Annotated in this window: 26 protein-coding genes and 1 riboswitch; of the genes, 8 read left to right on the top strand and 18 right to left on the bottom strand. The window is 69.4% G+C overall.

The window, feature by feature from the left end; all coding sequences use genetic code 11:
* Window positions 1-126: 126 nt before the first annotated feature.
* The 7 genes from thiL to AAFN46_RS00465 all read left to right on the top strand — a co-directional run bounded on the left by thiL (window position 127) and on the right by AAFN46_RS00465 (window position 4,920).
* The gene (thiL, locus tag AAFN46_RS00435) at window positions 127-1,092 is read left to right on the top strand and encodes a thiamine-phosphate kinase (protein WP_347806712.1); all 966 of its coding nucleotides are present in this window, start codon (window positions 127-129) and stop codon (window positions 1,090-1,092) included.
* Complete coding sequence (locus tag AAFN46_RS00440) at window positions 1,085-1,570, top strand: phosphatidylglycerophosphatase A (protein ID WP_347806713.1); 486 nt, start codon at window positions 1,085-1,087, stop codon at window positions 1,568-1,570. Before thiL ends, AAFN46_RS00440 begins: the two co-directional genes overlap by 8 nt.
* A gap of 12 nt (window positions 1,571-1,582) precedes the next feature.
* Window positions 1,583-2,338, top strand: a complete 756-nt coding sequence (locus AAFN46_RS00445) for a transporter substrate-binding domain-containing protein (RefSeq protein ID WP_347806714.1) — start codon at window positions 1,583-1,585, stop codon at window positions 2,336-2,338.
* Window positions 2,325-2,975, top strand: coding sequence for a TIGR02281 family clan AA aspartic protease (locus AAFN46_RS00450; RefSeq protein WP_347806715.1), 651 nt, complete (start codon window positions 2,325-2,327; stop codon window positions 2,973-2,975). Before AAFN46_RS00445 ends, AAFN46_RS00450 begins: the two co-directional genes overlap by 14 nt.
* 120 nt (window positions 2,976-3,095) lie before the next feature.
* Entirely contained in the window at window positions 3,096-3,707 is a 612-nt protein-coding gene (ribA, locus tag AAFN46_RS00455) for a GTP cyclohydrolase II (protein WP_347806716.1), read from the top strand.
* Entirely contained in the window at window positions 3,704-4,123 is a 420-nt protein-coding gene (locus tag AAFN46_RS00460) for an MFS transporter (RefSeq protein WP_347806717.1), read from the top strand. Before ribA ends, AAFN46_RS00460 begins: the two co-directional genes overlap by 4 nt.
* Entirely contained in the window at window positions 4,123-4,920 is a 798-nt protein-coding gene (locus AAFN46_RS00465) for a cobalamin-binding protein (protein ID WP_347806718.1), read from the top strand. The genes AAFN46_RS00460 and AAFN46_RS00465 overlap by 1 nt, the downstream gene beginning before the upstream one ends.
* Window positions 4,921-5,020: 100 nt before the next feature.
* On the opposite strand, the gene AAFN46_RS00470 is transcribed toward AAFN46_RS00465, so the two are convergent.
* From AAFN46_RS00470 to AAFN46_RS00555, 18 genes are all read right to left on the bottom strand, one after another.
* Window positions 5,021-6,904, bottom strand: a complete 1,884-nt coding sequence (locus tag AAFN46_RS00470; protein ID WP_347806719.1) for a TonB-dependent receptor — start codon at window positions 6,902-6,904, stop codon at window positions 5,021-5,023.
* An 80-nt stretch (window positions 6,905-6,984) separates the two neighbouring features.
* A riboswitch (cobalamin riboswitch) is annotated at window positions 6,985-7,192 on the bottom strand.
* A 51-nt stretch (window positions 7,193-7,243) separates the two neighbouring features.
* On the bottom strand, window positions 7,244-9,148 hold the full coding sequence (gene dxs / locus AAFN46_RS00475) for a 1-deoxy-D-xylulose-5-phosphate synthase (protein ID WP_347806720.1): 1,905 nt from the start codon (window positions 9,146-9,148) through the stop codon (window positions 7,244-7,246).
* Window positions 9,149-9,230: 82 nt separating this feature from the next.
* Complete coding sequence (gene ispA / locus AAFN46_RS00480) at window positions 9,231-10,118, bottom strand: (2E,6E)-farnesyl diphosphate synthase (RefSeq protein ID WP_347806721.1); 888 nt, start codon at window positions 10,116-10,118, stop codon at window positions 9,231-9,233.
* The gene (locus AAFN46_RS00485) at window positions 10,115-10,354 is read right to left on the bottom strand and encodes an exodeoxyribonuclease VII small subunit (protein ID WP_347806722.1); all 240 of its coding nucleotides are present in this window, start codon (window positions 10,352-10,354) and stop codon (window positions 10,115-10,117) included. The genes ispA and AAFN46_RS00485 overlap by 4 nt, the downstream gene beginning before the upstream one ends.
* A gap of 65 nt (window positions 10,355-10,419) precedes the next feature.
* Complete coding sequence (locus AAFN46_RS00490) at window positions 10,420-11,187, bottom strand: sulfite exporter TauE/SafE family protein (protein WP_347806723.1); 768 nt, start codon at window positions 11,185-11,187, stop codon at window positions 10,420-10,422.
* 55 nt (window positions 11,188-11,242) lie between these two features.
* Entirely contained in the window at window positions 11,243-11,950 is a 708-nt protein-coding gene (locus AAFN46_RS00495; protein ID WP_347806724.1) for an ABC-type transport auxiliary lipoprotein family protein, read from the bottom strand.
* 96 nt (window positions 11,951-12,046) lie between these two features.
* Complete coding sequence (locus tag AAFN46_RS00500) at window positions 12,047-12,613, bottom strand: PqiC family protein (RefSeq protein WP_347806725.1); 567 nt, start codon at window positions 12,611-12,613, stop codon at window positions 12,047-12,049.
* On the bottom strand, window positions 12,610-13,560 hold the full coding sequence (locus tag AAFN46_RS00505) for an MlaD family protein (protein ID WP_347806726.1): 951 nt from the start codon (window positions 13,558-13,560) through the stop codon (window positions 12,610-12,612). The genes AAFN46_RS00500 and AAFN46_RS00505 overlap by 4 nt, the downstream gene beginning before the upstream one ends.
* The gene (locus tag AAFN46_RS00510) at window positions 13,557-14,333 is read right to left on the bottom strand and encodes an ATP-binding cassette domain-containing protein (RefSeq protein WP_347806727.1); all 777 of its coding nucleotides are present in this window, start codon (window positions 14,331-14,333) and stop codon (window positions 13,557-13,559) included. The genes AAFN46_RS00505 and AAFN46_RS00510 overlap by 4 nt, the downstream gene beginning before the upstream one ends.
* A 1-nt stretch (window position 14,334) precedes the next feature.
* A complete protein-coding gene (locus tag AAFN46_RS00515) occupies window positions 14,335-15,450 on the bottom strand; it encodes an ABC transporter permease (RefSeq protein WP_347806728.1) in 1,116 nt (371 codons plus the stop codon).
* A 128-nt stretch (window positions 15,451-15,578) separates the two neighbouring features.
* Window positions 15,579-17,840: a DNA topoisomerase IV subunit A gene (parC, locus tag AAFN46_RS00520; protein WP_347806729.1), complete on the bottom strand. Its 2,262-nt coding sequence runs from the start codon at window positions 17,838-17,840 to the stop codon at window positions 15,579-15,581.
* A gap of 7 nt (window positions 17,841-17,847) precedes the next feature.
* A complete protein-coding gene (locus AAFN46_RS00525; protein WP_347806730.1) occupies window positions 17,848-18,372 on the bottom strand; it encodes a TIGR02281 family clan AA aspartic protease in 525 nt (174 codons plus the stop codon).
* Window positions 18,369-19,355: an esterase-like activity of phytase family protein gene (locus AAFN46_RS00530; RefSeq protein WP_347806731.1), complete on the bottom strand. Its 987-nt coding sequence runs from the start codon at window positions 19,353-19,355 to the stop codon at window positions 18,369-18,371. Before AAFN46_RS00530 ends, AAFN46_RS00525 begins: the two co-directional genes overlap by 4 nt.
* Window positions 19,352-21,250: a DNA topoisomerase IV subunit B gene (gene parE, locus AAFN46_RS00535; protein WP_347806732.1), complete on the bottom strand. Its 1,899-nt coding sequence runs from the start codon at window positions 21,248-21,250 to the stop codon at window positions 19,352-19,354. The genes AAFN46_RS00530 and parE overlap by 4 nt, the downstream gene beginning before the upstream one ends.
* A gap of 18 nt (window positions 21,251-21,268) precedes the next feature.
* Window positions 21,269-21,877 carry a YqiA/YcfP family alpha/beta fold hydrolase gene (locus AAFN46_RS00540; protein ID WP_347806733.1) on the bottom strand — a complete coding sequence of 203 codons (609 nt, stop codon included), beginning with the start codon at window positions 21,875-21,877 and terminating at the stop codon, window positions 21,269-21,271.
* A gap of 105 nt (window positions 21,878-21,982) precedes the next feature.
* On the bottom strand, window positions 21,983-22,798 hold the full coding sequence (gene cpdA, locus AAFN46_RS00545; RefSeq protein ID WP_347806734.1) for a 3',5'-cyclic-AMP phosphodiesterase: 816 nt from the start codon (window positions 22,796-22,798) through the stop codon (window positions 21,983-21,985).
* Window positions 22,799-22,944: 146 nt separating this feature from the next.
* Window positions 22,945-23,397 carry a DUF1249 domain-containing protein gene (locus tag AAFN46_RS00550; protein ID WP_347806735.1) on the bottom strand — a complete coding sequence of 151 codons (453 nt, stop codon included), beginning with the start codon at window positions 23,395-23,397 and terminating at the stop codon, window positions 22,945-22,947.
* Window positions 23,388-23,987, bottom strand: a complete 600-nt coding sequence (locus tag AAFN46_RS00555; protein WP_347806736.1) for an NUDIX domain-containing protein — start codon at window positions 23,985-23,987, stop codon at window positions 23,388-23,390. The genes AAFN46_RS00550 and AAFN46_RS00555 overlap by 10 nt, the downstream gene beginning before the upstream one ends.
* Before the next feature lie 234 nt (window positions 23,988-24,221).
* On the opposite strand from AAFN46_RS00555, the gene AAFN46_RS00560 reads away from it, so the two are divergent.
* Window positions 24,222-25,100, top strand: a complete 879-nt coding sequence (locus AAFN46_RS00560; protein WP_347806737.1) for a PAS domain-containing protein — start codon at window positions 24,222-24,224, stop codon at window positions 25,098-25,100.
* Window positions 25,101-25,237 lie beyond the last annotated feature (137 nt).

Genomic DNA, 25,237 nt, shown 5'->3' on the forward strand with positions numbered 1-25,237 from the left:
GCTGGGAGCTCTCTCACCCCCAACCCCTCTGGGCTCGCCACATCCCTGTGGCTCGGCCTACGGCCAGCTTGCGTGGCCCAAATCGGCTTTCCTGCCGATTTGTCCGGGGGGGGAGGGGAGTCGGTCATGGGTGAGTTCGAGCTGATTCGCCGCTACTTCGCCGCCGCGCCTTGCGCGCAGGCGGCCGCAGGCGTCGCCCTGGGCATCGGCGACGACTGCGCCTTGCTGCAGCTGCCGCCCGGCCAGCAGCTGGCGGTGTCCACCGACAGCCTGGTGGCCGGCGTGCATTTCCCCCAGCCCTGCGATCCCTTCCTGCTCGGCCAGCGCGCCTTGGCCGTGAGCGTCAGCGATCTGGCGGCGATGGGCGCCGAACCGATCGCCTTCACCCTGGCCCTGACCCTGCCCGAGGTGCGCGAGGACTGGCTGGACGGCTTCGCTCGCGGCCTGGCGCGGATGGCCCGCGACTGCGCCATCGCCCTGGTCGGCGGCGACACCACGCGCGGGCCGTTGAGCCTGACTCTCAGCGTGTTCGGCCGCCTGCCAGCCGGCCAGGCGCTGACCCGTGGCGGTGCGCGGCCGGGCGACCTGCTCTGCGTCGGAGGCAGCCTGGGCGATGGCGCCGGGGCTCTGCCGCTGGTGCTGGGCGAACAGTCGAGTGCTGGCGAGCATGCCGACTACCTGCTGCAGCGCTACTGGGCGCCGCAGCCGCAGCTGGCCCTGGGCCAGTGGCTGCGCGGCCGGGCCACGGCGGCGCTGGATGTGTCCGACGGCCTGCTGGCGGACTGCGGCCATATCGCCGCGGCCTCCGCTGTGGCGCTGCAGATCGAACGCGACGCCGTGCCGCTGTCGCCGGCCCTGCGCGCCATCGCCGGGGTGCGGGCGACGGACTGTGCGCTGGCCGGCGGCGACGATTACCGCCTGGCCTTTACCCTGCCGCCCGAGCACCTCGCGGCCCTGCGCGCGCAATGGCCCGAGGCCGTGGTGATCGGCCGGGCGCTGGCGGGGCAGGGCGTGCGACTGCTGGACGGCCAGGGCTGCCTTATCGAGCCGCCTCGGGCGGGTTACCAACACTTCGGGAGCAATGGTGACTGAGGTCGTGAAAGTCGCGCCGCGCGTGTGGCGCAATCCCTGGCATTTCCTCGCCTTCGGTTTCGGCTCAGGGCTGTTGCCCAAGGCACCGGGCACCTGGGGCTCGCTGGTGGCCATCCCCTTCATCCCCTTGTGGCAGATGCTGCCGGACTGGGGCTACTGGCTGATGCTCGGCATCAGCATGCTGTTCGGCTTCTGGCTGTGTGGCCGGGTGGCCGATGACATGGGTGTGCACGACCACGAGGGCATCGTCTGGGACGAGATGGTCGGCATGTGGATTACCCTGTGGCTGGTTCCCGAAGGCTGGCAGTGGTTGCTGCTAGGCTTTGTAGTATTCAGGGTGTTCGACATCCTCAAGCCCTGGCCGATCCGCTGGATCGACCGGCATGTACATGGCGGTGTCGGCATCATGCTGGACGACGTGCTGGCCGGGGTATTCGCCTGGCTGGCGATGCAGTTGCTGGTCTGGGGCCTGGCCTAGCCGGAGGTGGGCATGCGTGCCTGGTTGTTGGGTTTGCTGTTGGGCCTGTGCGGGCCCGCCGCGCAGGCCGCCGAGCATGTGCCGGCGGAGCTGGTGCTGGTCAGCGAATACTGGGCCGGGCACACCAATCCGGACGGCAGCGGCCTGGCCTGGGAAATCATCCGCCGGGTGTTCGAGCCGGCCGGTGTCGCGGTGCGCTGGCGCAACGAGCCCTATATGCGCTCCATCGGCCTGGTCCAGCGTGGCGAGGCGGATGCCTTTCTCGGCTCCTACAAGGACGAGGTCGAAGAGGGCGTGCTCTACCCGCGCCGGCCCTACGACGCCGACCTGATCCAGGCGCTCGGACTGGCCTCGCTGCCGGCGCCGGAGCTGCGCAGCCTGGGCAACTACCGCCTGGTGTGGATGCGTGGCTACGGCTATCAGCAGTACCTGCCGGGGCCGCTGAACTTCAAGGAGATCGAGCGCCGCGGTGGCATCCTCGGCATGCTCGAGCGTGGCCATGCCGACTTCTATATCGATGCCGATACCGAGGTGGCCGATGTGCTGGCCGGCAGCCCGCAACCGGAACGCTTTCGCAGCACGCGCCTGACCCGCTTGCCGCTCTACCCCGGCTTTGCCGATACTGCCCGCGGTCGCGCCCTGGCCACGCTGTACGACGGGCGCATGGTCGAGCTTTTGCGTACTGGCGAGCTGCAGCCGATATTCCGGCGCTGGCAGCAACCCTACCCCTTCGACGAGGACATGGAGATTCCCGATGCGTCGCCTTGAGTCGTTCGCCGCCGGCCTGCTGCTGGCCCTCGCTCCGCTGATCCAGGCCGAGACCCTGGTGCAGGTGGTGGGGTTGTTCCCGAATGCGGCGGTGCTCCTGGTGGACGGCCAGCGCAAGCTGGTGCGTGCCGGGCAGACCGGCCCCGGCGGAGTCAAGGTGATCAGCGCCGACAGCAAGGGGGCGGTGCTCGAAGTGGATGGCGTGCAGCGCAGCTATGGCCTGTCGCGCGAGTACAACCAGGCCGGCAGCAGCGGGCCGCAGAAGACCCAGGTGAGCATCAGCAAGGGCGTCGGTGACCACTACTGGATCGCCGGCTCCATCGAGGGCCATCCGGTGCAGTTCCTGGTCGATACCGGCGCCACCTCGGTGGCGATGAACGAGGGCCAGGCCCGTCGCCTGGGCATCGACTACCGGGTGCAGGGCCGGCCCATGGTGGCCAGCACCGCCGGCGGCAACGTGCGCGGCTGGCGCATCAAGCTCAACAGCGTCAAGGTCGGCGCCCTGGAGGTGCTCGGCGTGGAGGCCGCGGTGCTGGAGGGCGACTCGCCCACCGAGGTGCTGCTGGGCATGAGCTTCCTCAGCCGGGTGCGCTGGCGCGAGGACAACGGCGTGCTGCAGCTGGAGTCCAAGTTCTAGCAAGCCTTGGCCGATCCATCGGCCCTTTCGATCCTTATCCCCGGTAATTCAGGCTGCTCCGGGTGCCGCCGCGACTGGTACAATGCCGGCCTTTCTGCCGAATCATCACAGGAGCACCCGGTGCCCGTCGTCTTCGTCGCCGCCTCCAAGCTGCCCACGCCCTTCGCGGTGTTCACCATGCATGGTTTCCTCGACCAGGAGACCGGCAAGGAGCACGTGGCCCTGACCCTGGGCGATATCGCCGACGGCCGGCCGGTGCTGGGCCGCCTGCACTCCGAGTGCCTGACCGGCGATGCCCTGTTCAGCCAGCGCTGCGACTGCGGCGCCCAGCTCGAGGCCGCCCTGCGCGCCATCGCCGCCGAGGGCCGCGGCGTGCTGCTGTACCTGCGCCAGGAGGGCCGCGGCATCGGCCTGCTGAACAAGATCCGCGCCTACGAACTGCAGGACGCCGGTGCCGACACGGTCGAGGCCAACGAGCGTCTGGGTTTCGCCGCCGACCAGCGCGACTACTCGATCTGCCAGCCGATGCTCGACCATCTGGGCATTCGCGAGGTCCAGCTGATGACCAACAATCCGCGCAAGGTCAAGGCGCTGGAGGGCTTCGGCGTGCGTGTGGCCGAGCGCCGGCCGCTGGAGTTCGGCCTCAACCCGCACAACCGCAAGTACCTGGCGACCAAGGCCGGCAAACTCGGCCACATGCTGGGGCTGCAGCACCAGGAAGAGACCGAGTGACCCGCGCCGAGGTGCGCCGCCGGCTGGCCCTGGAATGGTGGCGCTGGCTCGGCTTCGCCCTGGCGCCGCTGTTCTTCCTCAACCTGCTGTTCGGCGCCAGCCGGGTCTTGCCCGGCGTGCTGGAGATGCCGCTGTTCATCGCCGGCCTGGCCTCGATGTTTGTCAGCCTGCCGCTGTTCTCCGCCTACAAGCGCGCGCTGCTCGCCACCGAACGCGCGCTGGATGGCGAGCACGAGCGCGAGGCCTGGCTGGCCCTGGCCGTGCAGCGGCGCAAGGCCTTCCTCGGCGCCGGTCTGCCGGCCTGGATCGGCGCCATCGCCCTGTTCAGCGGGCTGAATGCCGTCGCCCTGATCCTCCTCGCGTTGAGCAGCGTGGTGCTGCTCAGCCTCTACCGCATTCCCCGCCAGTTGGGCTGATGCGCTGGCTGCTGGGCGCCTGCCTGCTCGCGCTGGGCCTGCCGCTGGCGGCGGCGGAGCGAGTGGTCAGCCTGGCGCCCTCGATGTCCGAGATCATGCTGGAACTGGGCGCCGAGGCGCGCCTGGTCGGCATGCTCGACGGTGGCGAGCGGCCGCCCGAGCTGGCCGGCGTGGCCTCGGTGGGGCGCTATGGCCAGCTCGAGCTGGAGACCCTGCTGGCCCTGCGCCCCGACCTGCTGCTGCTATGGCCGGACAGCGTGCCGCAAGCCCAGCGCGCGCAACTGGAGTCCTTCGGCATCCCGCTCTATGTCGGCGAGCCGCATGATCTGGAGGAGCTGGCCGGGCAGTTCGCCGAGATCGGCGCGCGGGTCGGGCACGGCGAGCGCGGCCGGCAGCTGCGCGACGAGTTTCTCCAGGGCCTGGCCGAGCTGCGCCGGCAGTACCGGCGCGAGCCGCCGCTGGCGGTGTTCTACCAGGTCTGGCACCAGCCGCTGTACAGCATCGGCGGGCGGCAGATCATCGCCGACGCCCTGGCCGTGTGCGGGGCGCGCAATATCTTCGCCGACCTGCAGCTGCCGGCGCCGCAGGTCAGCGTCGAGGCGGTGCTGAGCCGAGCGCCGCAGGTGATACTGGCCGGCAGCGAGGAAGAACTGCAGCACTGGCGGGCCTGGCCACAGTTGCCGGCGGTGCGTCTGCGGCAGCTGTGGGTGGTGCCGGACAAGGGCCTGGAACGGCCCAGCTTCCAGATGCTGGCGGCTACCGAGAAGCTCTGCGCGTTGCTGGCTCGGGCCAGGTAGGATCGGCCCTCAGGAGGCAAGGATGGCGAGCTTGCTCGCGCACTTGCATTGGCGAGCAGAGGGCTCGGCGCCGCCCTCGCTCCTATGTCAGCGGGGCCGCTTACAGCTCGGGCGTCCAGACAAAGCCGAGCAGCGCGCTGCGGCCCTCCTGGCTGTAGGCATAACGCTGGCCTTCGTGCTGGTACAGGGCGCGCTGGTAATCCTTGTCCAGCAGGTTGTCGATCTTCGCCTCCAGCTTCAGCTCGGAACTCGTCTGCCAGCTGCCGCGCAGGCCGACTAGGCCGTAGCCGCCCAGTTGATACTGATTGTTCGGGTCGTCGTAGCTGCTGCTGACGGCCTGCCAGCTGGCGCCGACGGCGAAGTCGCCGAAGCTGCGGTCCAGATCCAGGCTCAGGGTGCGACGGGCGCGGCGGTTGAGGGTGTGGCCGCTGTCGCGGTCGCGCGGGTCGACGAAGGCCACGCCCAGCTGGCCCTGCCAGCCGAACAGTTCCTGCTGCAGCGCTGCCTCGAAGCCGTGGATGCGTGCCTTGGCGATGTTCTGCGGGATGAAGTCCTGATCGTTGGCGATGGCGTCCTCGATATCGGTGCGGTACAGCGAGGCCTCCAGGCTGGTGCTCTCGGCCAGCTGGCTGCGCCACTGCAGCTCGTAGCTCTTGGAGTGCTCGGGCTTGAGGTTCGGGTTGCTGTAGTCCGGGTAGTAGAGGTCGTTGAAGGTCGGCGCGCGGAAGCCTTCGCTGTAGGACAGGATCAGGTCGTTGGTGGCGTTCAGCGGCAGGGTCAGGGCGCCGCTCCAGGTGTTCTCGCTGCCGAACTGCTCGTTCTTGTCGTGGCGCAGGCCCAGTTCGGTGGAGAAGCTTTCGCCCTGGTAGCGGTGCTGGACGAAGGCCGCCTGGTTCCAGCGCTGCTGCTGCGCGAAGGCGGTGTTGCTGTTCAGCTGGTCCTCGTACCAGTCGCCGCCCAGCAGCAGGCTGTGGCTGTCGTTCAGATCCAGGGTGTTGAGCCAGGTGAGCGAGTCGCGGTAGGTGTTGAACACGCCGCGCTCGGCGCTGAGCTTGTCCAGGCTCTTCTCGCGGTTCTCGGCGTGGCCGAGTTCCAGGCGGCTGCTCCAGGCGTCGTTGATCTGCGCGTCGAGGTAGCTGGAGACGCTGCTGAGGCTGAAGTCGCTGTAGGGCTGCTGGCCGACCGACTCGAAGGTGGCCATGTCGAAGCGGCCGAAGGGGTTGTCGAACTCGCTGCGGCCGCGCTGGTCCAGCACGTTGATGCCGGCCTCCAGGCTGTCGCTGAAACTATGGCTGAGGCTCAGGCTGAAGGCCTTGTTGCGATAGGCGTCGTGGTCCTGGTCGGAGTCGTAGGAGGGGCCGGTGCGATCGATGCCGTCGGTTTCGTCGAGGCTACCGGCCAGGCTGAAGCGGGTCCGTTCGTCGCCACCGGAGAGGCCGGCGCTGCGCCGCCAGCTGTCGTTGCTGCCATAGCTCATGCGTACGAAGGGGCGCAGGCCGTCGCCGGCGCTGCGGCGGGTGAATATCTGCACCACGCCGCCGATGGCGTCGGCGCCATACACCGCCGAGCGCGGGCCGCGCAGCACCTCGATGCGCTCGATCTGCTCGACATTGAGGTGCTGCAGGTTGCTGTCGCCGGAGCTGGCCGAGCCGATGCGCATGCCGTCCACCAGCACCAGGCTCTGGGCCGACTTGGTGCCGCGGATATACAGGCCGGCCAGGCTGCCGGTGCCGTTGCTGGTGACCTGAACGCCGGGCACGCGGTTGAGCAGCTCGACCACCGAGGTGGGCTGCAGGCGCTCGATATCGGCGCGGGTGAACACCGTGCTGGCGCTGCTGCTGGCGGCGCGCTGCTGCACCTCGCGATTGGCGGTGATCAGGGTTTCGGGCAGCTTGATCGCAGCCTCCTGCTCGGCGGCCGGGAGGGTGCCGGGAAGCAGGGCCGCGGCCAGGGCCGAGAGGGGCAGGGAATGGGACAGCTTCATCGATGATCCTCAAAGGTTCGCGCTTCGAGGAGGGCCGGCACAGGCGCGCGGCGGCGCCTGACGGCGCGGCCCTCCGCAGCACCAGTCGAAATCCAGCGGGCCGGTCTCCGGGCTCTCGACACCGATCCGCCTGCCTTCCCGGGGGGAACCCAGTGGCGTTGCGCGGACCTGCAGCCAGGCTGCGGTCGATTACCGTTGCGGGGGCAGCGCCGGGATTGCTTATGCAGCGCACCGGCTTCCCGATTATCGCCGGCCTGTGGCCGGCGCACCCGATGGAAAGCAAAAACGCCGCGCACCTTAGTGCACGGCGTGTTGCAGCTCAAGCGAGTTTAGTCGGGTTCAGCTTGAGCGCGGCTCAAGTTGCTGCAGGCGGCGACACACGGCGGCCCCGATGCCGGCCGCGTCCAGGCCGCACTCGGCGAGCATCTGCGCCGGCTTGGCGTGTTCCACGTAGTAGTCCGGCAGGCCCAGGTGCAGCAGCGGCTTGAGCAGGTTCTCGGCGGCGAGGAACTCGCTCACCGCGCTGCCTGCGCCGCCCATCACGGCGTTTTCCTCGATGCTCACCAGCAGCTCATGGCTGGCCGCCAGCTCGCGCAGCAGGGCCTGGTCCAGCGGCTTGACGAAGCGCATGTCGACCACCGTCGCATCCAGCTTCTCGCCCACCTGCAGGGCCTCGGCCAGTTGCACGCCGAACACCAGCAGGGCGACCTTCTGGCCCTGGCGGCGCAGCACCGCCTTGCCGATCTCAACCGTCTGCAGCGCCGGCTCGATGGTCGCGTTGGGGCCGCTGCCGCGCGGGTAGCGCACCGCCGCCGGGCCCTGGAACTGGTAGCCGGTGGAGAGCAGCAGGCGCAGTTCGTTCTCGTCGCTGGGGGTCATCACCAGCATGCCGGGGATACAGCGCAGGTAGGACAGGTCGAAGCTGCCGGCGTGGGTCGGGCCGTCCTCGCCGACCAGACCGGCGCGGTCGATGGCGAAGGTGACGTCGAGGTTCTGCACCGCCACGTCGTGGATCAGCTGGTCGTAGGCGCGCTGCAGGAAGGTGGAGTAGATCGCCACCACCGGCTTGGCGCCGTCGCAGGCCAGGCCCGCGGCCAGGGTCACCGCGTGCTGCTCGGCGATGGCCACGTCGAAATAGCGCTCGGGGTAGCGCTCGCTGAAGGCCACCAGGTCGGAGCCTTCCTTCATCGCCGGGGTGATGCCGACCAGGCGCGGGTCTGCGGCGGCCATGTCGCACAGCCACTGGCCGAACACGCTGGAGTACTTGGGCCCGGAGGCCTTCTTCGGCTGGCCGGTGGCCTGCAGCGGCTCCAGCTTGGTGATGGCGTGGTAGCCGATCGGGTCGGCCTCGGCCGGGGCGAAGCCCTTGCCCTTCTTGGTCACCACATGGAGGAACTGCGGGCCGTCCAGGTCGCGCATATTGCGCAGGGTGGCCAGCAGGGTGGGCAGGTCGTGGCCGTCGATGGGGCCGACGTAGTTCCAGCCCAGCTCCTCGAACAGGGTGCCGGGCACCAGCATGCCCTTGGCGTGCTCCTCGACCTTGCGCGCGATCTCCCAGGCGCCCGGCAGGCTGGAGAGGATCTTCTTGCTGCCCTCGCGCACGCTGGCGTAGGTGCGGCTGGAGATGATCTTGGCCAGGTAGTTGGACAGGCCGCCGACGTTCTTGGAGATCGACATGTCGTTGTCGTTGAGCACGACGAGCATGTTGGCCTTGACGTCGGAGGCATGGTTGAGCGCCTCGAAGGCCATGCCGGCGGTCAGTGCGCCGTCGCCGATCACCGCCACCGCCTTGCGTTTGCTGCCCTGCATGCGCGCGGCGATGGCCATGCCCAGTGCGGCACTGATGCTGGTGCTGGAGTGGCCGACGCCGAAGGTGTCGTATTCGCTCTCGCTGCGCCGCGGGAAGGCGGCCAGGCCGTCCTTCTGGCGCAGCGTGGCCATGCGCTCGCGGCGGCCGGTGAGGATTTTGTGCGGATAGGCCTGGTGGCCGACGTCCCATACCAGGCGGTCGTCGGGGGTATCGAAGACGTAGTGCAGGGCGATGGTCAGCTCGACCACGCCGAGACCGGCGCCGAAGTGCCCGCCGGTCTGGCCGACGCTGTACAGCAGGTACTGGCGCAGCTCGTCGGCGAGGGTCTCCAGCTCGCTCTCCGCCAGGCGGCGCAGGCCGTCCGGGGTGTCCGCGCGGTCGAGCAGGGGCGTGGCGGGGCGCTCGCGAGGGATCTCGTGAAAGGTGGTCGGCATCAGGCGAATCGTTATAGGTATGCAAAAGATGCGGCAGTTTACCCGATGCGCCGGTCCGCGCCCAATTGCCGCGATGTCGCGCTCAGCTGCGCCGCTCGACTATGTAGCGGGCCAGCTCGCGCAGCGGCTCGGCGCTGTCGCCGAAGGCGCGCAGGGCGTGCAGGGCCTGGTCGCGCAGCTCCAGGGCGTAGGCCTTGGCGGCGTCGAGGCCGAGCAGGGCGGGGTAGGTCGGCTTGTCGTGGGCCTGGTCCTTGCCCTGGGTCTTGCCCAGGGTGGCGGTGTCGCTCTCCACGTCGAGGATGTCGTCCTGCACCTGGAAGGCCAGGCCGATGGCCTGGGCATACTGGCTCAGGCAGCGCAGGGCGCGCTCGTCGGCATTGCCGCTGGCCAGGGCACCGAGCTGCACGCTGGCCTCGATCAGCGCGCCGGTCTTGTGCCGGTGCATGGTCTCCAGGGCGGAGCGGTCGATGCGCCGGCCCACCGACTCGAGGTCGATGGCCTGGCCGCCGACCATGCCGGCCGGGCCGGCGGCGCGGGCCAGGGCCTGGATCATGGCCAGGCGCAGCTGCGCCTCCTGCGGGTTGTGCCGGGGTGCGGCCAGGGCCTCGAAGGCCAGGGCCTGCAGGCCGTCGCCGGCGAGGATGGCGCAGGCCTCGTCGAAGGCGATATGGGTGGTCGGCTGGCCGCGGCGCAGGTCGTCGTCGTCCATCGCCGGCAGGTCGTCGTGCACCAGCGAGTAGGCGTGGATCAGCTCCACCGCGCAGGCGGCGCCGTCGGCCTGGTCGAGGTCGCCGGTCAGGGCCTCGCAGGCGGCATACACCAGCAGCGGACGCACCCGCTTGCCGCCGCCCTCGACGCTGTAGCGCATGGCCCGGTAGAGGCGGGCCAGCTCGTCGCGCGGGGCCTCGAACAGCTCGGCCAGCGCGGCGTCGACGCGGGCGGCGCAGCGCTGCTGGTAGGCGGCGATCATGCCTGGTCGTCCGCGTCGAAGGGCGCCTCGGCCAGTTCGCCGTCGCGCTCCAGCAGCACCTGCACCTTCTGCTCGGCCTGGGCCAGGGCGGCCTGGCAGTCGCGGGTCAGGCGGATGCCCTGCTCGAAGGCGCCGAGCGAGTCCTCCAGCGACAGCTCGCCGCTTTCTAGGCGCTCGACCAGCGTCTGCAGTTCGGCGAGGGAGGTTTCGAAATCGGCGGCTTTCTTGCGGGCCATGGCTACTGTCTCGGCGCGGATTGGATCGGGCGCGACACTAGCAGAGCCGCGCGGCCCGGGGCAAATCAGCGGGCCTGGGTGGCCCAGAAATAGTAGAGGGTCATGCCGCCGCCGACGGTGATCACCAGGGCGCGCAGCAGCCGGGGTGGCAGGCGTTCACCCAGCGCTCCGCCGGCGTAACCGCCGAGCGTGGCGCCGGCCAGCAGTACCAGCAGCTCCGCCCAGCTGACCCTTCCTGCGAGGATGAAGGTTAGGCTGGCGACGCTGTAGATCACCGCCGAGATCAGGTTCTTCAGCGCATTGGCGCGGGCCAGCGGATGGCCTTCGATGGAGAAGGCGGCCAGCTGCAGGATGCCCATACCGGCGCCGAAGTAGCCGCCGTAGATCGACACGCCGGCATGCGCGACGAGCGAAGTCGGCGTGTGCGCGGGGCGCTCGGCCGCGCGCCGGCGCGCGGCCAGGGCGCGGCTCAGCCAGGGACTGGCGGCGAACAGCGCGGTGGCGAGCAGCAGCAGCCAGGGAATCAGGCTGCGGAACACGCCGTCGCCGCCGGCCAGCAGCAATAGGCCGCCGCCCAGGCCGCCGGCCAGCCCGGCCAGCAGCAGCGGCAGCAGGTAGCGCCCCAGTGGGCGCAGCGAGGCGCGCGCGGCCCAGGCGCCGGCGATGCTGGCCGGCCACAGGGCCACGGCATTGGTGGCATTGGCGGTGACCGGCGGCAGGCCGCTGGCGAGCAGGGCGGGAAAGGAGAAGAAGGTGCCGCCGCCGGCCAGGGCGTTCATGGCGCCGGCGGCGAGACCGGCCAGGGCCAGCAGCAGGATGTCGGCAAGGTTCATGGGACTGGCAGCTTAGTGGCTGGCGGCGAAGCCGACCAGACGACCAAGGTCGAGGTCAGAAGCGCAGCACTTCGCCATTGCTGTGCGGCGGCCCGACCATCGGGATCTTCGGGCCCTGAGGGGGCTTCGGCTGGGTCGGCCTGGGCGCCGGGGTCGGCTTGGCCGCCTCGGCCGTCGGCTGGTTGCGCAGGGGTTCGATGGCCTGGGCCAGCTGCTCGGCCAACTGGCGCAGCAGGCGGCTCTGTGCCTGCACCTGGTCGGCGACGCTGCCTGTGTGAGGCTCCTGCAGGCGCAGCAGGCGGCTGTCGCGCAGCTGGCCGGTGCGGTCGAGCAGGCGCCACTGCGCCTCCAGCACGGCCGGCTGATCCGGGCCGGAGTCGAGGCGGATGACGCTGAGCAGCACCTGCACCTCGGCCTTGAACTCGGCGGTGGTCGGGGCCAGCACGGTGCGCTGGCTGTCCAGACGCCAGGCCAGCTGGCGTAACAGCAGCTGGTCGATGTCGGCGGCCAGGCTGCCGGCCCAGCGCGCGTCCTCTGCGACCAGCAGGCTGCCGTCGGGCTGGCGCTGCAGGACGGTCTCGCGCTGCAGGTAGTCGGCGATGGAGATCGGGCCGAGCAGCACGGCCAGGCCCTGCTCCTGGCGCGGCGGCTGGGCGTCGCCGTTGTCCAGCTGGTACAGCGGCAGCGTATGGCGCGCGGTACAGCCGGCCAGGCCGAGCAGGCCGGTCAGCAGCAGGACGACGGAGAGGCGCAGCGCAGTCATTTCTTCACCCGGAAGCCTTGGTACGGAAAGCGGCGGGCAGCGGCCCGCGGCCGCGTATCATCCGCCAAAGTGCGGCCGGACTCCAGCGCCGGCCGCTCAAGTGCCTGGCGGCAGACCGCGCACGGCCTCGGCCAGGCGCTCGCCGAGCCGACGCAGCAAAAGGCCCTGGGCCGCCACCTGGCCGTCCAGGCTGCCGTCGTGGGGCTGCTCCAGGCGCAGCAGGTCGCTGCCCCGCTGCCGGCCGTCGCCATCCAACAGCCGCCAGCGCGCCTCCAGCACCGCCGGCTGCGCGGGACCGGAGTCGAGACGGGTGATCTGCACCAGCAGCTGGGCGTCGGCGGCGAAGCCGACCCGGTCTGGGTAGAGCGCCAGATTGTCGCTGGGCAGGCGCTCGGCCAGGGTCGCCAGCAGCAGACGGCCGACGTCGTCCTTCAGGCTGCCGGCCCAGCGCGCCTGCTGGCTGACTTCCAGGCGCTGCTCGCTGTGGCGCTGCAGCAGGTTCTCGCGCTGCAGGTAGTCGGCCAGTTGCAGCGGGCCGAGCAGCACCGCCGGACCGGGACCGGCGGCGTTCAGCGGCGGTGCCGGCAGCTGGTAGAACTGCGGCGGCGGGCCGCTCGCGCAGCCGGCGAGCAGGAGCAGGGCGAGCGGCAACAGGGCTTTCATGGCTGGGGCTTCCCGAAGATCAGCGCTTGCGGTTGCTGGTCGAGGCCCTCGGCGGTGCGCTGCAGTGCCTTGCTGGCGCGGCCGAGATCGTCGAGGGCGCGGCTCAGCTCGTATTGCAGTTCGGACTGCGGGCCCAGGCTGCGGCGGCTGTCGACGAGCAGGGCGTTGGCCTGCTCCAGCGCCTGGCGCAGGCCGGCCGAGGCCTGGCGGATTTCCCTCAGGGTGGCGTCGAGCTCGCCGCTGCTGCGTTGGGCGGCATCGAGCAGGGCGGGCAGGCGCCGCTCCAGTTGCAGGCTGAGGCGGTCGAGGTTGGCCAGGGTGCCCGAGAGGCTGTGCAGCCCCTGGTTCAGGTCGTCCGAACGGGTCAGGCGCTCGATGCCCCTGAGCGCTTGGGTGGCCGAGTCGATCAGCTCGCGCAGGGGCAGTTCGCGCATCTCGGCGACCAGGTCGCCCAGCAGGGTGGCGGCCTGGTCGATGCGCGAGGGCACGCTGGGAATGACGGGCAGGTCGACCTCGTTGGGCTCGCGCACATAGCCGGGCTGGCCGGGGAACATGTCCAGCGCCACTATGGCCTTGCCGGTGAGCAGGCTGGGGGTCTGCAGCTGGGCGCGCAGGCCGCGCTTGACCAGCTGCGCCAGGACCTTGTCGAAGCTGCGCTTGCCGGCCGTGCGCTCGGGCTGGATGCGCAGTATCACCGGCATCACCACGTCCTTGATCTTGCGATCGTAGGACAGGCGGATCTCGCGCACGTTGCCGATCTTCACCCCGCGGTAGGTGACGTCGGCGCCGACGTCCAGGCCGTCCAGCGCGCCGGTGAAGTACACCACGTACTCGCTGGGCTGGCTGAACCAGCTCTCGCGCGACAGCAGCAGGATGCCGGCCACCAGCAGTGCCAGGCCACCGAGCAGGAAACTGCCGATCAGCAGCGGCTTGCGGCTCTCGCTCATGGCGCCTCCTCGGCCAGGCGCGTGTCGCGGCGCAGGAAGCGCTGCACCGCCTGCGGGCCGTGGGCCAACAGCTCGGCGGGCGGGCCCAGGGCCAGCTGGGTGCCGCTCTGACCGTCGAGGAACAGGCAGGTGTCGGCCACGGTGAAGATGCTCGGCAGCTCGTGGGTCACCAGCACGATACTGGCGCCGAGGCTGTCGCGCAGTTGCAGGATCAGCTCGTCCAGGGCCATGGAATTGATCGGGTCGAGGCCGGCCGAGGGCTCGTCGAGGAACAGCATCTGCGGGTCCAGGGCCAGGGCGCGGGCCAGGGCGGCGCGCTTGCGCATGCCGCCGGACAGCTCGGCCGGATACAGCTCGTCGCAGCCGCCGAGGCCGACCAGCGCCAGCTTGAGCGCGGCCAGCTCGGCCAGTTCGGCGCGGCAGAGGTTGGGCCGGTAAGCCTCCAGCGGCAGGCAGATGTTCTCGCGCAGGGTCATCGCGCCCCACAGCGCGGCGTTCTGGTAGAGCACGCCGAAGTCCTGCTGCAGCTTGGCGCGGCGCGCCACGGGCTGGGCCCAGAAGTCCTCGCCGTTGAACAGCATGCGCCCGCCCAGCGGCGCCTGCAGGCCGATCAGGTGGCGCAGCAGGGTGCTCTTGCCGCAACCGCTGGCGCCCATGACCACGAACACCTCGCCGCGCCGCACGCTGAACTGCAGGTCGCGCTGGATCACCCGTGTGCCGTAGCCGGCGTCGAGTCGCTCGGCGACCAGCACGGCATCCATCATGCTCGGCATCTCAGATGCCCAGCTGGGTGCAGATCAGGGTGATCAGCGCATCGGCGATCACCAGGGCGACAATGATGCTGACCACCGCGCGGGTGGTCGCCTGGCCCACGGCCTGGGCGTTGCGCCCGCTGGAGAGGCCGTAATGGCAGCCGATCAGGCCGATCAGCACGGCGAACACCAGGCTCTTGAACAGGCCCAGCAGGAAGTCGCCGAGGCTGAGCATCGCCAGGCTCTGGTTGAGGTACTGGGCGGCGGAGATATCGAACAGCCCGGCGCCGATGATGAAGCCGCCGAGAATGCCGAGCGCGTCGGCGAAGGCGCACAGCAGCGGCATGGCCAGCAGCAGGGCGAGCAGGCGCGGCAGCACCAGGAACTCCAGCGGCGGGAAGCCGAAGGTCTTCAGCGCGTCGATCTCCTCGTTGGCCTGCATGCTGCCCAGTTCGGCGGCGTAGGCCGCGCCAGTGCGCCCGGCCATGATCACCGCGGTCATCAGCGCGCCCATCTCGCGGGTCATGCCGATGGCCACCATGTTGGCGATATACAGCTGGGCGCCGAACACCTGCAGCTGGGCGGCGCCGACGAAGGCGAGGATCAGGCCGACCAGAATGGCGATCAGCGCGACTATCGGCAGGGCGCCCGGGCCGCACTGCTGCAGGGCCAGCCAGAAGTCGCCGGCGCGCATGCGCGCCTGGCCGCGCAGCAGGCCCCACAGGGCCAGGCAGATGTCGCCGAGGAAGGTGGCGGCGTTGAGCAGGCTGGCGCAGGCGTCCATGGCCAGCAGGCCCAGGCGGGTCAGCGGACCGCCGGGGCGGGCCCGGCCGTCGGGTTGGATGGGGTGCGCGCTGCCCAGTTGCAGCAGGCGTTCGACGTCCGTCGGCAGCTCCAGCCAGCGCAGGGTCAGCTGGCGCTCCTCGGCCTGGCGCAGCAGGCGGCGCAGCAGGGCCAGCAGGCTGCTGTCCCAGCTCGCCACGCTGACCCTGACCGGCAGCTCGCCGGCCTCGTCGACGCAGGCGTCGAGCACCGTCTGCAGGTCCGGCTTGCGCATGGCCAGGGTCCAGTGGCCGCTGACGCAGAGATGCGTGCGGCCCTGGGAGTCCTGTTGCCAGCGCAATTCGGCGGCAGCCATGTCGCTTCTCCTTGCCGGTCGTTGCGCGGCCTCGGCGCTGCCGCAGGGTGATCGCCTTGTCCCTCGCCCGATTTGGACGCGAGGGGGCACTGACCGGCGGCCTGCTCCCGGAGATGGGGCGAGGCGCCTCAGGCGCCCGGCGTCTCCACCAGCAGCGAGTCGACCCGCTGGAAGCCGCGCGGCAGCTTGTTGCCGCGGCGGCCACGCTCGCCCTTGTAGTGCTCCAGATCGTCCGGCCTGAGCGACAGGGTGCGTTTACCGGCCTGTAGTACTAGCGTAGCGCCGCTCGGCAGTACGGCGAGGTCCGTGAGGTATTCCTCGCGCGACGCCACCCGCTCGCCGGGGATGCCGATGATCTTGTTGCCCTTGCCTTTGCCCAGTTGCGGCAGGTCCGCGACCTTGAACAGCAGCAGGCGACCCTCGGTGGTCACCGCCGCCAGCCAGTCGTTCTCCAGGCTGGCCACCGGCTTGGGCGGCACCACCTGCGAGCCGCTGGGCAGGGTCAGCAGGGCCTTGCCGGCCTTGTTCTTGGCCTGCAGGTCCTCGCCCTTGACCACGAAGCCGTAGCCGGCGTCCGAGGCGATCACATAGAGCGCGCTGTCGTCCGGCAGCAGCAGGCATTCGAAGGTGGCGCCCGGCGGCGGCTGCAGACGGCCGGTGAGCGGCTCGCCCTGACCGCGCGCCGAAGGCAGCGAATGGGCGGCCAGCGAGTAGCTGCGCCCGGTGGAGTCGATAAACACCGCGTACTGGTTGGAACGGCCGGGCGCTGCGGCCTTGAAGCCGTCGCCGGCCTTGTACGAAAGACCGGTGGCGTCGATGTCGTGGCCCTTGGCGCAGCGCACCCAGCCCTTCTCCGACAGCACCACGGTGACCGGCTCGGTCGGCATCAGCTCGGTTTCCGACAGGGCGCGGGCCTCGGCGCGGGCGACGATGGGGGAGCGGCGTGCGTCGCCGTATTTCTCGGCATCGGCGAGGATTTCGCTGCGCACCAGCTTCTTCAGCTTGGCCTCGCTGCCGAGCAGGGCCAGCAGCTTGTCGCGTTCCTTGGCCAGCTCGTCCTGCTCGCCGCGGATCTTCATCTCTTCCAGGCGCGCCAGCTGACGCAAACGGGTGTCGAGGATGTAGTCGGCCTGCACCTCGGTGAGGCCGAAGGCGGCCATCAGCACCGGCTTGGGCGAGTCCTCGGTGCGGATAATGCGGATCACTTCGTCGAGGTTGAGGAAGGCGATGAGCAAGCCTTCCAACAGGTGCAGGCGCTTCTCAACCTTGTCCAGGCGGAACTGCAGGCGCCGCCGCACGGTGCCGACGCGGTACTGCAGCCACTCGCTGAGCAGGGTGCGCAGGTCCTTGACCTGCGGCTTGCCGTCCAGGCCGATGACGTTGAGGTTGACCCGGTAGCTCGACTCCAGATCGGTGGTGGCGAACAGGTGGGTCATCAGCTCCTCGGCGTCGACCCGGTTGGAGCGCGGCACTATGACGATGCGGCAGGGGTTCTCGTGGTCCGACTCGTCGCGCAGGTCGGCGACCATCGGCAGCTTCTTGGCCTGCATCTGCGCGGCGATCTGTTCCAGCACCTTGGAGCCGGAGACCTGATGCGGCAGGGCTGTGACCACTATGTCGCCGTCCTCCACGCGGTACACGGCGCGCATGCGCACCGAGCCGCGGCCGCTCTGGTAGATCTTCAGCAGGTCGGCGCGCGGGGTGATGATCTCCGCCTCGGTGGGGAAGTCCGGGCCCGGCACGTGCTCGGTGAGCTGCTCGACCGTGGCGCCCGGCTCGTCGAGCAGGCGCACGCAGGCGCTGGCGACTTCACGCAGGTTGTGCGGCGGCACGTCGGTGGCCATGCCCACGGCGATGCCGGTTGTGCCGTTGAGCAACAGGTTGGGCAGGCGCGCCGGCAGGGTCGCCGGCTCGTCCATGGTGCCGTCGAAGTTCGGCACCCAGTCCACGGTGCCCTGGCCCAGCTCGTCGAGCAGCAGCTCGGAGTAGCGCGACAGGCGTGCCTCGGTGTAGCGCATGGCGGCGAAGGACTTGGGATCGTCCGGCGCACCCCAGTTGCCCTGGCCGTCGACCAGGGTGTAGCGGTAGCTGAACGGCTGCGCCATCAGCACCATGGCCTCGTAGCAGGCACTGTCGCCGTGCGGGTGGTACTTGCCGAGCACGTCGCCGACGGTACGCGCCGACTTCTTGTGCTTGGCGTCGGCATCCAGGCCCAGCTCGCTCATGGCGTAGACGATGCGCCGCTGCACCGGCTTCAGGCCGTCGCCGATATGCGGCAGGGCGCGGTCCATGATCACGTACATGGAGTAGTTCAGGTAGGCCTGTTCGGTGAAGTCGGCCAGCGACCGGCGTTCGACGCCTTCCAGGCTCAGATCGAGGGTTTCGCTCATGCGGGCCTCATGGTTGGGTGTTTTGGCGCAGCACCAGGGTGCCGCCTTTCTGAGTGAATTCGAGTTGCTTGAGGGCGCTCATGCCGAGCAGTACCTCTTCGCCGTCCATGCCGGGGGTGATCAGCGCCGCCACGTCGTGCAGGCGGATATCGCCCAGCTGCAGCAGGCCCAGGCGGGTGCGCCAGCCGGTGACGGTGCCGTTGGCGGTGCGGATGCGCACCTCGCCGCCGCGCACCAGGCCGAGCCGTTCGGCCAGGTCCTGGGGCACGGCCACGGCGCTGGCGCCGGTGTCGAGGAGGAAGGTCAGGCTATGGCCGTCGATCTGCCCGTCCAGCAGGTAGTGGCCGCCGCGCGAGGCGGCCAGGCTGATCTCGATATAGCCGTCGCCATGCACCGAATGCAGCTGGCGATTGGGGTGGGCCTGGCGCTCCTCCCAATCGCCGAACCAGTAGGTGGCCATGGCCAGCGCGGCGATCCAGGCCAGCGCCAGCATCACCCGGGCGGCGCGCTGGCCGGCGACGGGCTCGCTCATTTCGCCCCCCAGCCGCCGGCGGGTGCCTTGAACTGCCAGAGCAGCGAGCGGCGCTCGCCGTCGCCGCGCACCTGGCCGTCGTTGTCCAGGCCGACCCAGGCGCCCTCGGCGTTCAGCACCAGGGCCTCGGCCGAGCCCCAGGGTTGCGGGTAGCGGCGCGCTGCGGGACTGGCGGTGTCGGCGAAGGACCAGCACTTCTCCTGCTCGCCGTTGCTCGGGTCGCGCCGGCAGATCAGGTGCTCCAGACGCTGCAGGGTGAACAGCTTGCCCTCGTGCAGGACCAGGTCGGAGAAATCCAGCGGATGGCGCTTGTCGCTCTGCGCCTCGAGCGGCGAGCGGCGCTGGCCGGACTCGCTCTGCAGCACGCAGCCGCCGCTGCAGCGCCAGCGACTACCGCTCTTGTGCAGTACCAGCAGGCCGCGGCGCTCGCGCTCGGCGGCCAGCCACAGGGTCTCGCCGTTCGGCGCCACGGCCAGGCCCTCGAACAGGGCGTTGTGGCTCAGCAGCATGCCGCTGGCACGGGCCTGGCGGATCAGCGTGTCGGGCAGCTGCAGCCACTCGGCCGGGCCGCCGGGGGCGATGCGCAGAACGCCGGCGTAGGCCTCGCTGAGCAGGTAGCGGTTGCCCTGGGCATCGCAGCTCAGCGCCTCGAAATCGAGCATGCCGCCGCGCAGCCGGCCGACCGTCCAGGTGCGTGCGCGCAGGCCCCAGGGCAGGGCCGAGGCGGGCGGTGGCGGGGCGTCGAAGCGCAGGGCCTCGGCCTGCCAGGCCTGCTCGCCCGGCTGCAGGCGGTAGAAGCGCTCGTCGTCGCGGTCGGACAGCGCCAGCCATTCGCCGCCGCAGCGGGCCAGGCCGGACAGGTGGCCGCTCTCCAGCCCCTCGATACGGTGTTCGGCGACCAGGCTCAGCGCCTGTGGCTCCCGTTCCTGCGCGCCGGCCAGGCCGGCGCCGAGCAGGGCGAGCAGGGCGACGGCGCGCCTCACGCCAGGACCTCGGCCAGGTTGCCCTTGGTCTCCAGCCAGCTCTTGCGGTCGCCGGCGCGCTTCTTCGCCAGCAGCATATCCATCATCTCGTGGGTGGCCTGGAAGTCGTCCAGGCCCAGCTGCACCAGGCGGCGGGTGTTGGGGTCCATGGTGGTCTCGCGCAGCTGCAGCGGGTTCATCTCGCCGAGGCCCTTGAAGCGGGTGACCTGCGGCTTGCCGCGCTTCTTCTCGGCGGTCAGGCGCTCGAGGATGCCGTCGCGTTCGGCCTCGTCGAGGGCGTAGTAGACCTCCTTGCCCAGGTCGATGCGGTACAGCGGCGGCATGGCCACGTAGACGTGGCCGGCCTCCACCAGCGGACGGAAGTGGCGGACGAACAGGGCGCAGAGCAGGGTGGCGATATGCAGGCCGTCGGAGTCGGCGTCGGCGAGGATGCAGATCTTGCCGTAGCGCAGCTGCGACAGGTCGCTCGAACCCGGGTCGATGCCGATGGCCACGGCGATATCGTGCACTTCCTGCGAGGCCAGCACTTCGCCGCCGTCGACTTCCCAGGTGTTCAGGATCTTGCCGCGCAGCGGCATGATGGCCTGGAACTCCTTGTCGCGGGCCTGCTTGGCGCTGCCGCCGGCGGAGTCGCCCTCGACCAGGAACAGCTCCGAGCGCAGCGGGTCCTGGCCCGCGCAGTCGGCCAGCTTGCCGGGCAGCGCCGGGCCCTGGGTGATCTTCTTGCGTTCGACCTTCTTGCCGGCCTTGAGGCGGCGACCGGCGTTGCCGATGGCCTGTTCGGCCAGCAGCAGGCCGGTTTCCGGGTGGGCGTTGAGCCACAGGCTGAAGGCGTCTTTCACCACGCCCGAAACGAAGGCGGCGGCCTCGCGCGACGACAGGCGCTCCTTGGTCTGGCCGGAGAACTGCGCCTCCTGCATCTTCATCGACAGCACGAAGGCGATGCGTTCCCAGACGTCTTCCGGCGCCAGCTTGACGCCGCGCGGCAAGAGGTTCCTGAACTCGCAGAACTCGCGCATGGCGTCCAGCAGGCCCTGGCGCAGGCCGTTGACGTGGGTGCCGCCCTGGGCCGTGGGGATCAGGTTGACGTAGCTTTCCTGCAGGCTCTCGCCGCCTTCCGGCAGCCACAGCAGGGCCCAGTCGACCGCCTCCTTGTTGCCGGCCAGGCTGCCGCAGAACGGCTCGTCGGGCAGGCGGGCGTATTCGCTGACGGCGTCGGTGAGGTAGGAGCGCAGGCCGTCCTCGAAGTACCAGCGGGTGGTCTCGTTGCTGTTCTTGTCGCAGAAGGTGACTTCCAGGCCGGGGCAGAGCACGGCCTTGGCCTTGAGCACGTGCTTGAGGCGGCTGATGGAGAACCTGGGCGAGTCGAAATACTGCGCATCCGGCCAGAAGCGCACGCTGGTACCGGTGTTGCGCTTGCCGACGCTGCCTATCACTTCCAGGTCGCTGGCCTTGAAGCCGTCGGCGAAGCACATGCGGTACTCGCTGCCGTCGCGCTTGACCTTGACCTCGACCTGGTTGGACAGGGCGTTGACCACTGAGATGCCGACGCCGTGCAGGCCGCCGGAGAACTGGTAGTTCTTGTTGGAGAACTTGCCGCCGGCGTGCAACTTGGTGAGGATCAGCTCGACCCCGGGAATGCCCTCTTCCGGGTGGATATCCACCGGCATGCCGCGGCCGTCGTCTATCACTTCCAGCGAGTTGTCCTCGTGGAGGATCACCTGGATGACCTTGGCGTGGCCGGCCAGCGCCTCGTCGACGCTGTTGTCTATGACTTCCTGGGCCAGGTGGTTGGGCCGCGCGGTGTCGGTGTACATGCCCGGGCGCTTGCGCACCGGGTCCAGACCGGACAGTACTTCGATGGCATCGGCGTTATAGGCGTTCTGTTGAGCCATAAGCGGTTCTGGTCTTCTTCAAAGAGTGGAAAAGTCGAAATCGGCCCACAGCTGCGGGGCGAAGCCGGCCAGCGCGAGGATCTCCGGGATGCGCCGGGCGAAACCCTGGTAGCCGTGGTCGCCGCCCTGCTGGATGTCCAGGCTGCAGCCTGCGTAGTAGGCCTCGGCCTGGCGGTAGTCCAGCGTCTCGTCGGCGGTCTGCAGCCACACCCGATAGCGCGCGGCGTCGCGCGGCTCGGTCACTTCCAGCTCGGCCAGGGCGGCGACATGGTCGTGGGTCAACAGCCAGGTCTCGCCGCTGTAGTAGTTGCGCTGCAGCTCTTCCTTGCCGCCAAACAGCAGGTGCGGGCGCACCGCCGGATTGATCAGCAGGGCGCTCAGCCCGTGCCGCTCGGCGAGATGGGTGGCGTAGAAGCCGCCCAGCGAGCTGCCGACCAGCAGCGGGCGGCCCAGCTCGGCGATGGCCGCCTCGAGCTGAGGCATGGCCTGGCGCGGATGGTGGTGCAGCGCCGGCACGCGCAGTTGGGCGGAGATGCCGCAGTGTTCGGCGACTTTCAGCAGCTGGCTGGCCTTGAGCGAGGCCGGCGAGCTGTTGAGGCCGTGGATATAGAGGATGCTCGGAGTCATGGGGCGGGAGGCTACTAGCCGCAAGCTGCAAGCTGCAAGCTTCAAGCGCCAAGTCCGCGTCGATCGCTCGAGCTCGAGGCTTATGGCTTGAAGCTTGTCGCTGCCCTAATAGCCCTTGACGCTGTAGTCGACCTCGAAGTCGATGCCGGTGACCCGCGACACGCCGGTCTCCAGCCGTCCGTCGGCGTGCAGACGCAGCCAGCGATAGCCGGGGGCCTCGCTGTCGACCTGGAATTCCTCGCTGCCGGGGGCGAACTGCACGCAGGTGGAGGGTGAGGCGAGCAGGCGGATGCCGCCGCGCATCTGATCGAATTCCTGATGGATATGGCCCCAGAGCAGCGCCTTGACCTTGGGGTGGCGCTCCAGCACGGCGAACAGGGCGTCCGGGTTGCGCACGCCGATCGGCTCCATCCAGCGGCAGCCGATGGACACCGGATGGTGGTGGAAGCACACCAGATGATGGCGCTCGGGGGCCTCGCTCAGGGCCTGGTCCAGCAGCTGCAGCTGGTCGTCGGCGAGAAAACCGGGCACGGCGCCGGGAATCGAGGAGTCGAGCAGGGTGATGCGCCAGTTGCCGAGGTCGGCCACCGGCTGCAGCAGGTCGCTGCCGGTGCAGACTTCGCGCATCGCCGGCAGCTCGTCGTGGTTGCCGGGGAACCAGCGCACCGGCGCGCCGAGCCGCTCGCTGAGCGCGCGAAAGCGCCGGTAGGAGGCCAGGCTGCCGTCCTGGGAAAGGTCGCCGGTGGCCAGGATCAGGTCGATGTCCTGCTGTTCGGCCTGCACCCGCTCGATCACCTTTTCCAGGCTTTCGCGGGTGTTCATGCCGAGCAGCTTGCCGTCTTCCTCGGCAAACAGGTGACTGTCCGACAGCTGCACCAGCAGCACCGGGCGATCGGTGGCGAGGGACGACGGGCGCGACAAGGGCCAACTCCTGAACGGGTTCCCAGAATTATGGTGGGTGAAACGCGATTCGGTAAACCCGGCAAGCGTGAACCCGTCACATTTGCGTGGTTGTGCCGGGGATATGTCGCCGTTTCGCCGCTATGGCGCCGCGAAACCTAACAGTCCTAGAGCACCGGCACCAGTTCGTGACCGCAGGCGATGCAGTGGCTCAGCCACTCGCCGAGGAACAGGTTGAGCTGGGTCTTCTCGTCCGGCTGGTGCATGGCGGCGTTGGGGTAGGGGTAGATGCCGCGCAGGCGCCGGGCGTTCTCCGCGCCTATCACCTCGGCCATGCGCGCGTCGTGGTAGGCGCGTACCTCCAGGCGCGGCACCGGCAGCCAGGGCAGGCTGTGCTCCTGGCGCACTTCCAGGGTGGTGGTGTAGGGGCAGTTCTCCAGCACGCGGATCAGCAGCACGCCGAGCAGCAGGTCGCCCTGGCTCAGTGCCACGCGGCGTTCACCTTGGGCGGCGCGCATGTCCGGCAGCAGGCGCAGCAGGCGCGCGTAGTTGGCTTCGCAAGCGGCCTGCAGCTCGACCAGGTCGACCCGGTAACGCTCGCGCAGCAGGTTCATGACCACAGTCCCCGTACTTCGTCGCGGTTCAGCGCCAGCCATTGCAGGGCGATGATGCCGGCGGCGTTGTCGATACGGCCGTCCTTCACCGCCCGCAGCGCATCCTCCAGCGGCCAGACATGCACGCGGATGTCCTCGCCTTCCTCGGCCAGGCCGTGCACGCCGCCGGCGCCGCTGCTGTCGCAGCGGCCTATATAGAGGTGCACGCGCTCGTCGGAGCCGCCGGGGGAGGGGTAGTACTGGCTGATGGGCCACAGCGCGCCGAGGTGCAGGCCGGCTTCCTCCTCGGCCTCGCGGCGGGCCACCTCCTCGGGCTGCTCGTCCTTGTCGATCAGCCCGGCGACCAGCTCCAGCAGCCAGGGGTGGGCACTCTTGTCCAGGGCGCCGACGCGGAACTGCTCGATCAGCACCACTGCGTCGCGCTGTGGGTCGTAGGGCAGCACGCAGACCGCGTCGTGGCGCACGAACAGCTCGCGCCGCAGCTGCGGGCCCATGCCGCCGGCGAACTGGCGGTGGCGCAGGTGCAGGCGATCCAGGCGATAGAAGCCCTGGAAGCAGGTCTCCCGCTGCAGCACCTCGACATCGGCATGTGGCATGAGATTCCCCTGTGGTGAAACCGGACCCCGCGGGTTTTCCGGTGGTGATGATGAATGTGCGCGCCGCGACCGCGCTTTGGCAAGCGTCGCTCAGCCTGGCTGGCGGGGCTGCTTCACCGCGCCGTGGCGGCATTTTGCCATTTAGATTGGCATTTCTCGTCATTGACAGCCTTTTTCTTTGGCCGCCGCGAGTATACTCGGCGACGTCTGTCACGACCCAACAGGGAGGTAGGAATGCGCGCTGCAGAGCTGATCGACCTGCTCCGGCAATATGATCCGGACACTGACATTCCGGTGGCCTACACCGACGCCGAGTTCGGTGCGCAGCCCCAGTTGCAAGTCGCCAGCTGCTATAGCACGGGCGACACCCGCTGCTATCAGAACCTGGTGGAGCAGGCCCAGGAAGGTCTGGTGGTGCTCGACCCCGCCGGTCGCATTACCTACATGAACCCCTTCATGCAGCAATTCCTCGGCTATGCGCCGGCCGAGGTGCTGGGCCGGCCGCTGGCCCAGGTGATTTCCGCCGACCTGGTCGAGGTGGTGCTGTTGCAGCGCCGCCAGGGCCCGGATGCCGAGCGCTATCCGATGCGCATTCAGGCCAGCGACGGGCGGGTGCGTTGGGTGCAGATGAGCGCCGCGCCCATCCCCAGCGCCGATGGCAGCGACCGTGGCAGCCTGCTGACCGTCACCGACATTTCCCACCGCGAGCACCATGCGGACAAGCTCGCCGATCAGGAGAGCCTGGGACACAAGGTCTGGCGCATCTCCGAGCAGCTGAACAACCTGCGCTCGCTGCGCGTCAACCTGCTGGCCGAGTTCGAGGCCCTGCAGGACTCGCCGCGCATCGCCGCCACGCCCTACTGGCATCAGCAGCGCTATCTCTATCTGGTGCGTCCGCAGAAAGACGGCAAGCGCGTGCGCGAGTACATAGGCGCGCAGCCGGAGCGGGTCAGCGAAGCCCTGGCCGCGGTGCGCCGCGAGCAGCGCTTCCAAGAAGTCTGCCGCGAACTGCAGGAGATCGAGGAGAAGATTCGCACTTCCACCTTCAAGCTCGACAGCTTTCTCTGGGAGTTGGCCAGGGTGCCGCAGGACCTGCACAAGCTAGTGAGTTAGGCGGTTGTGCGGTGTATTTTCGATGACAGTTCCATGACATGCCGCCCCATTCCGGGGCGGTTGTCGTTCGTGTCTCTCACAAACTGTGATCACAGATAAAATATCTATATAAAACAATAGCTTATATGGTTGTTTGA

Origin of the sequence: Pseudomonas sp. CAU 1711 (genome assembly GCF_039888625.1) — a bacterium.
Lineage (GTDB): Bacteria > Pseudomonadota > Gammaproteobacteria > Pseudomonadales > Pseudomonadaceae > Aquipseudomonas.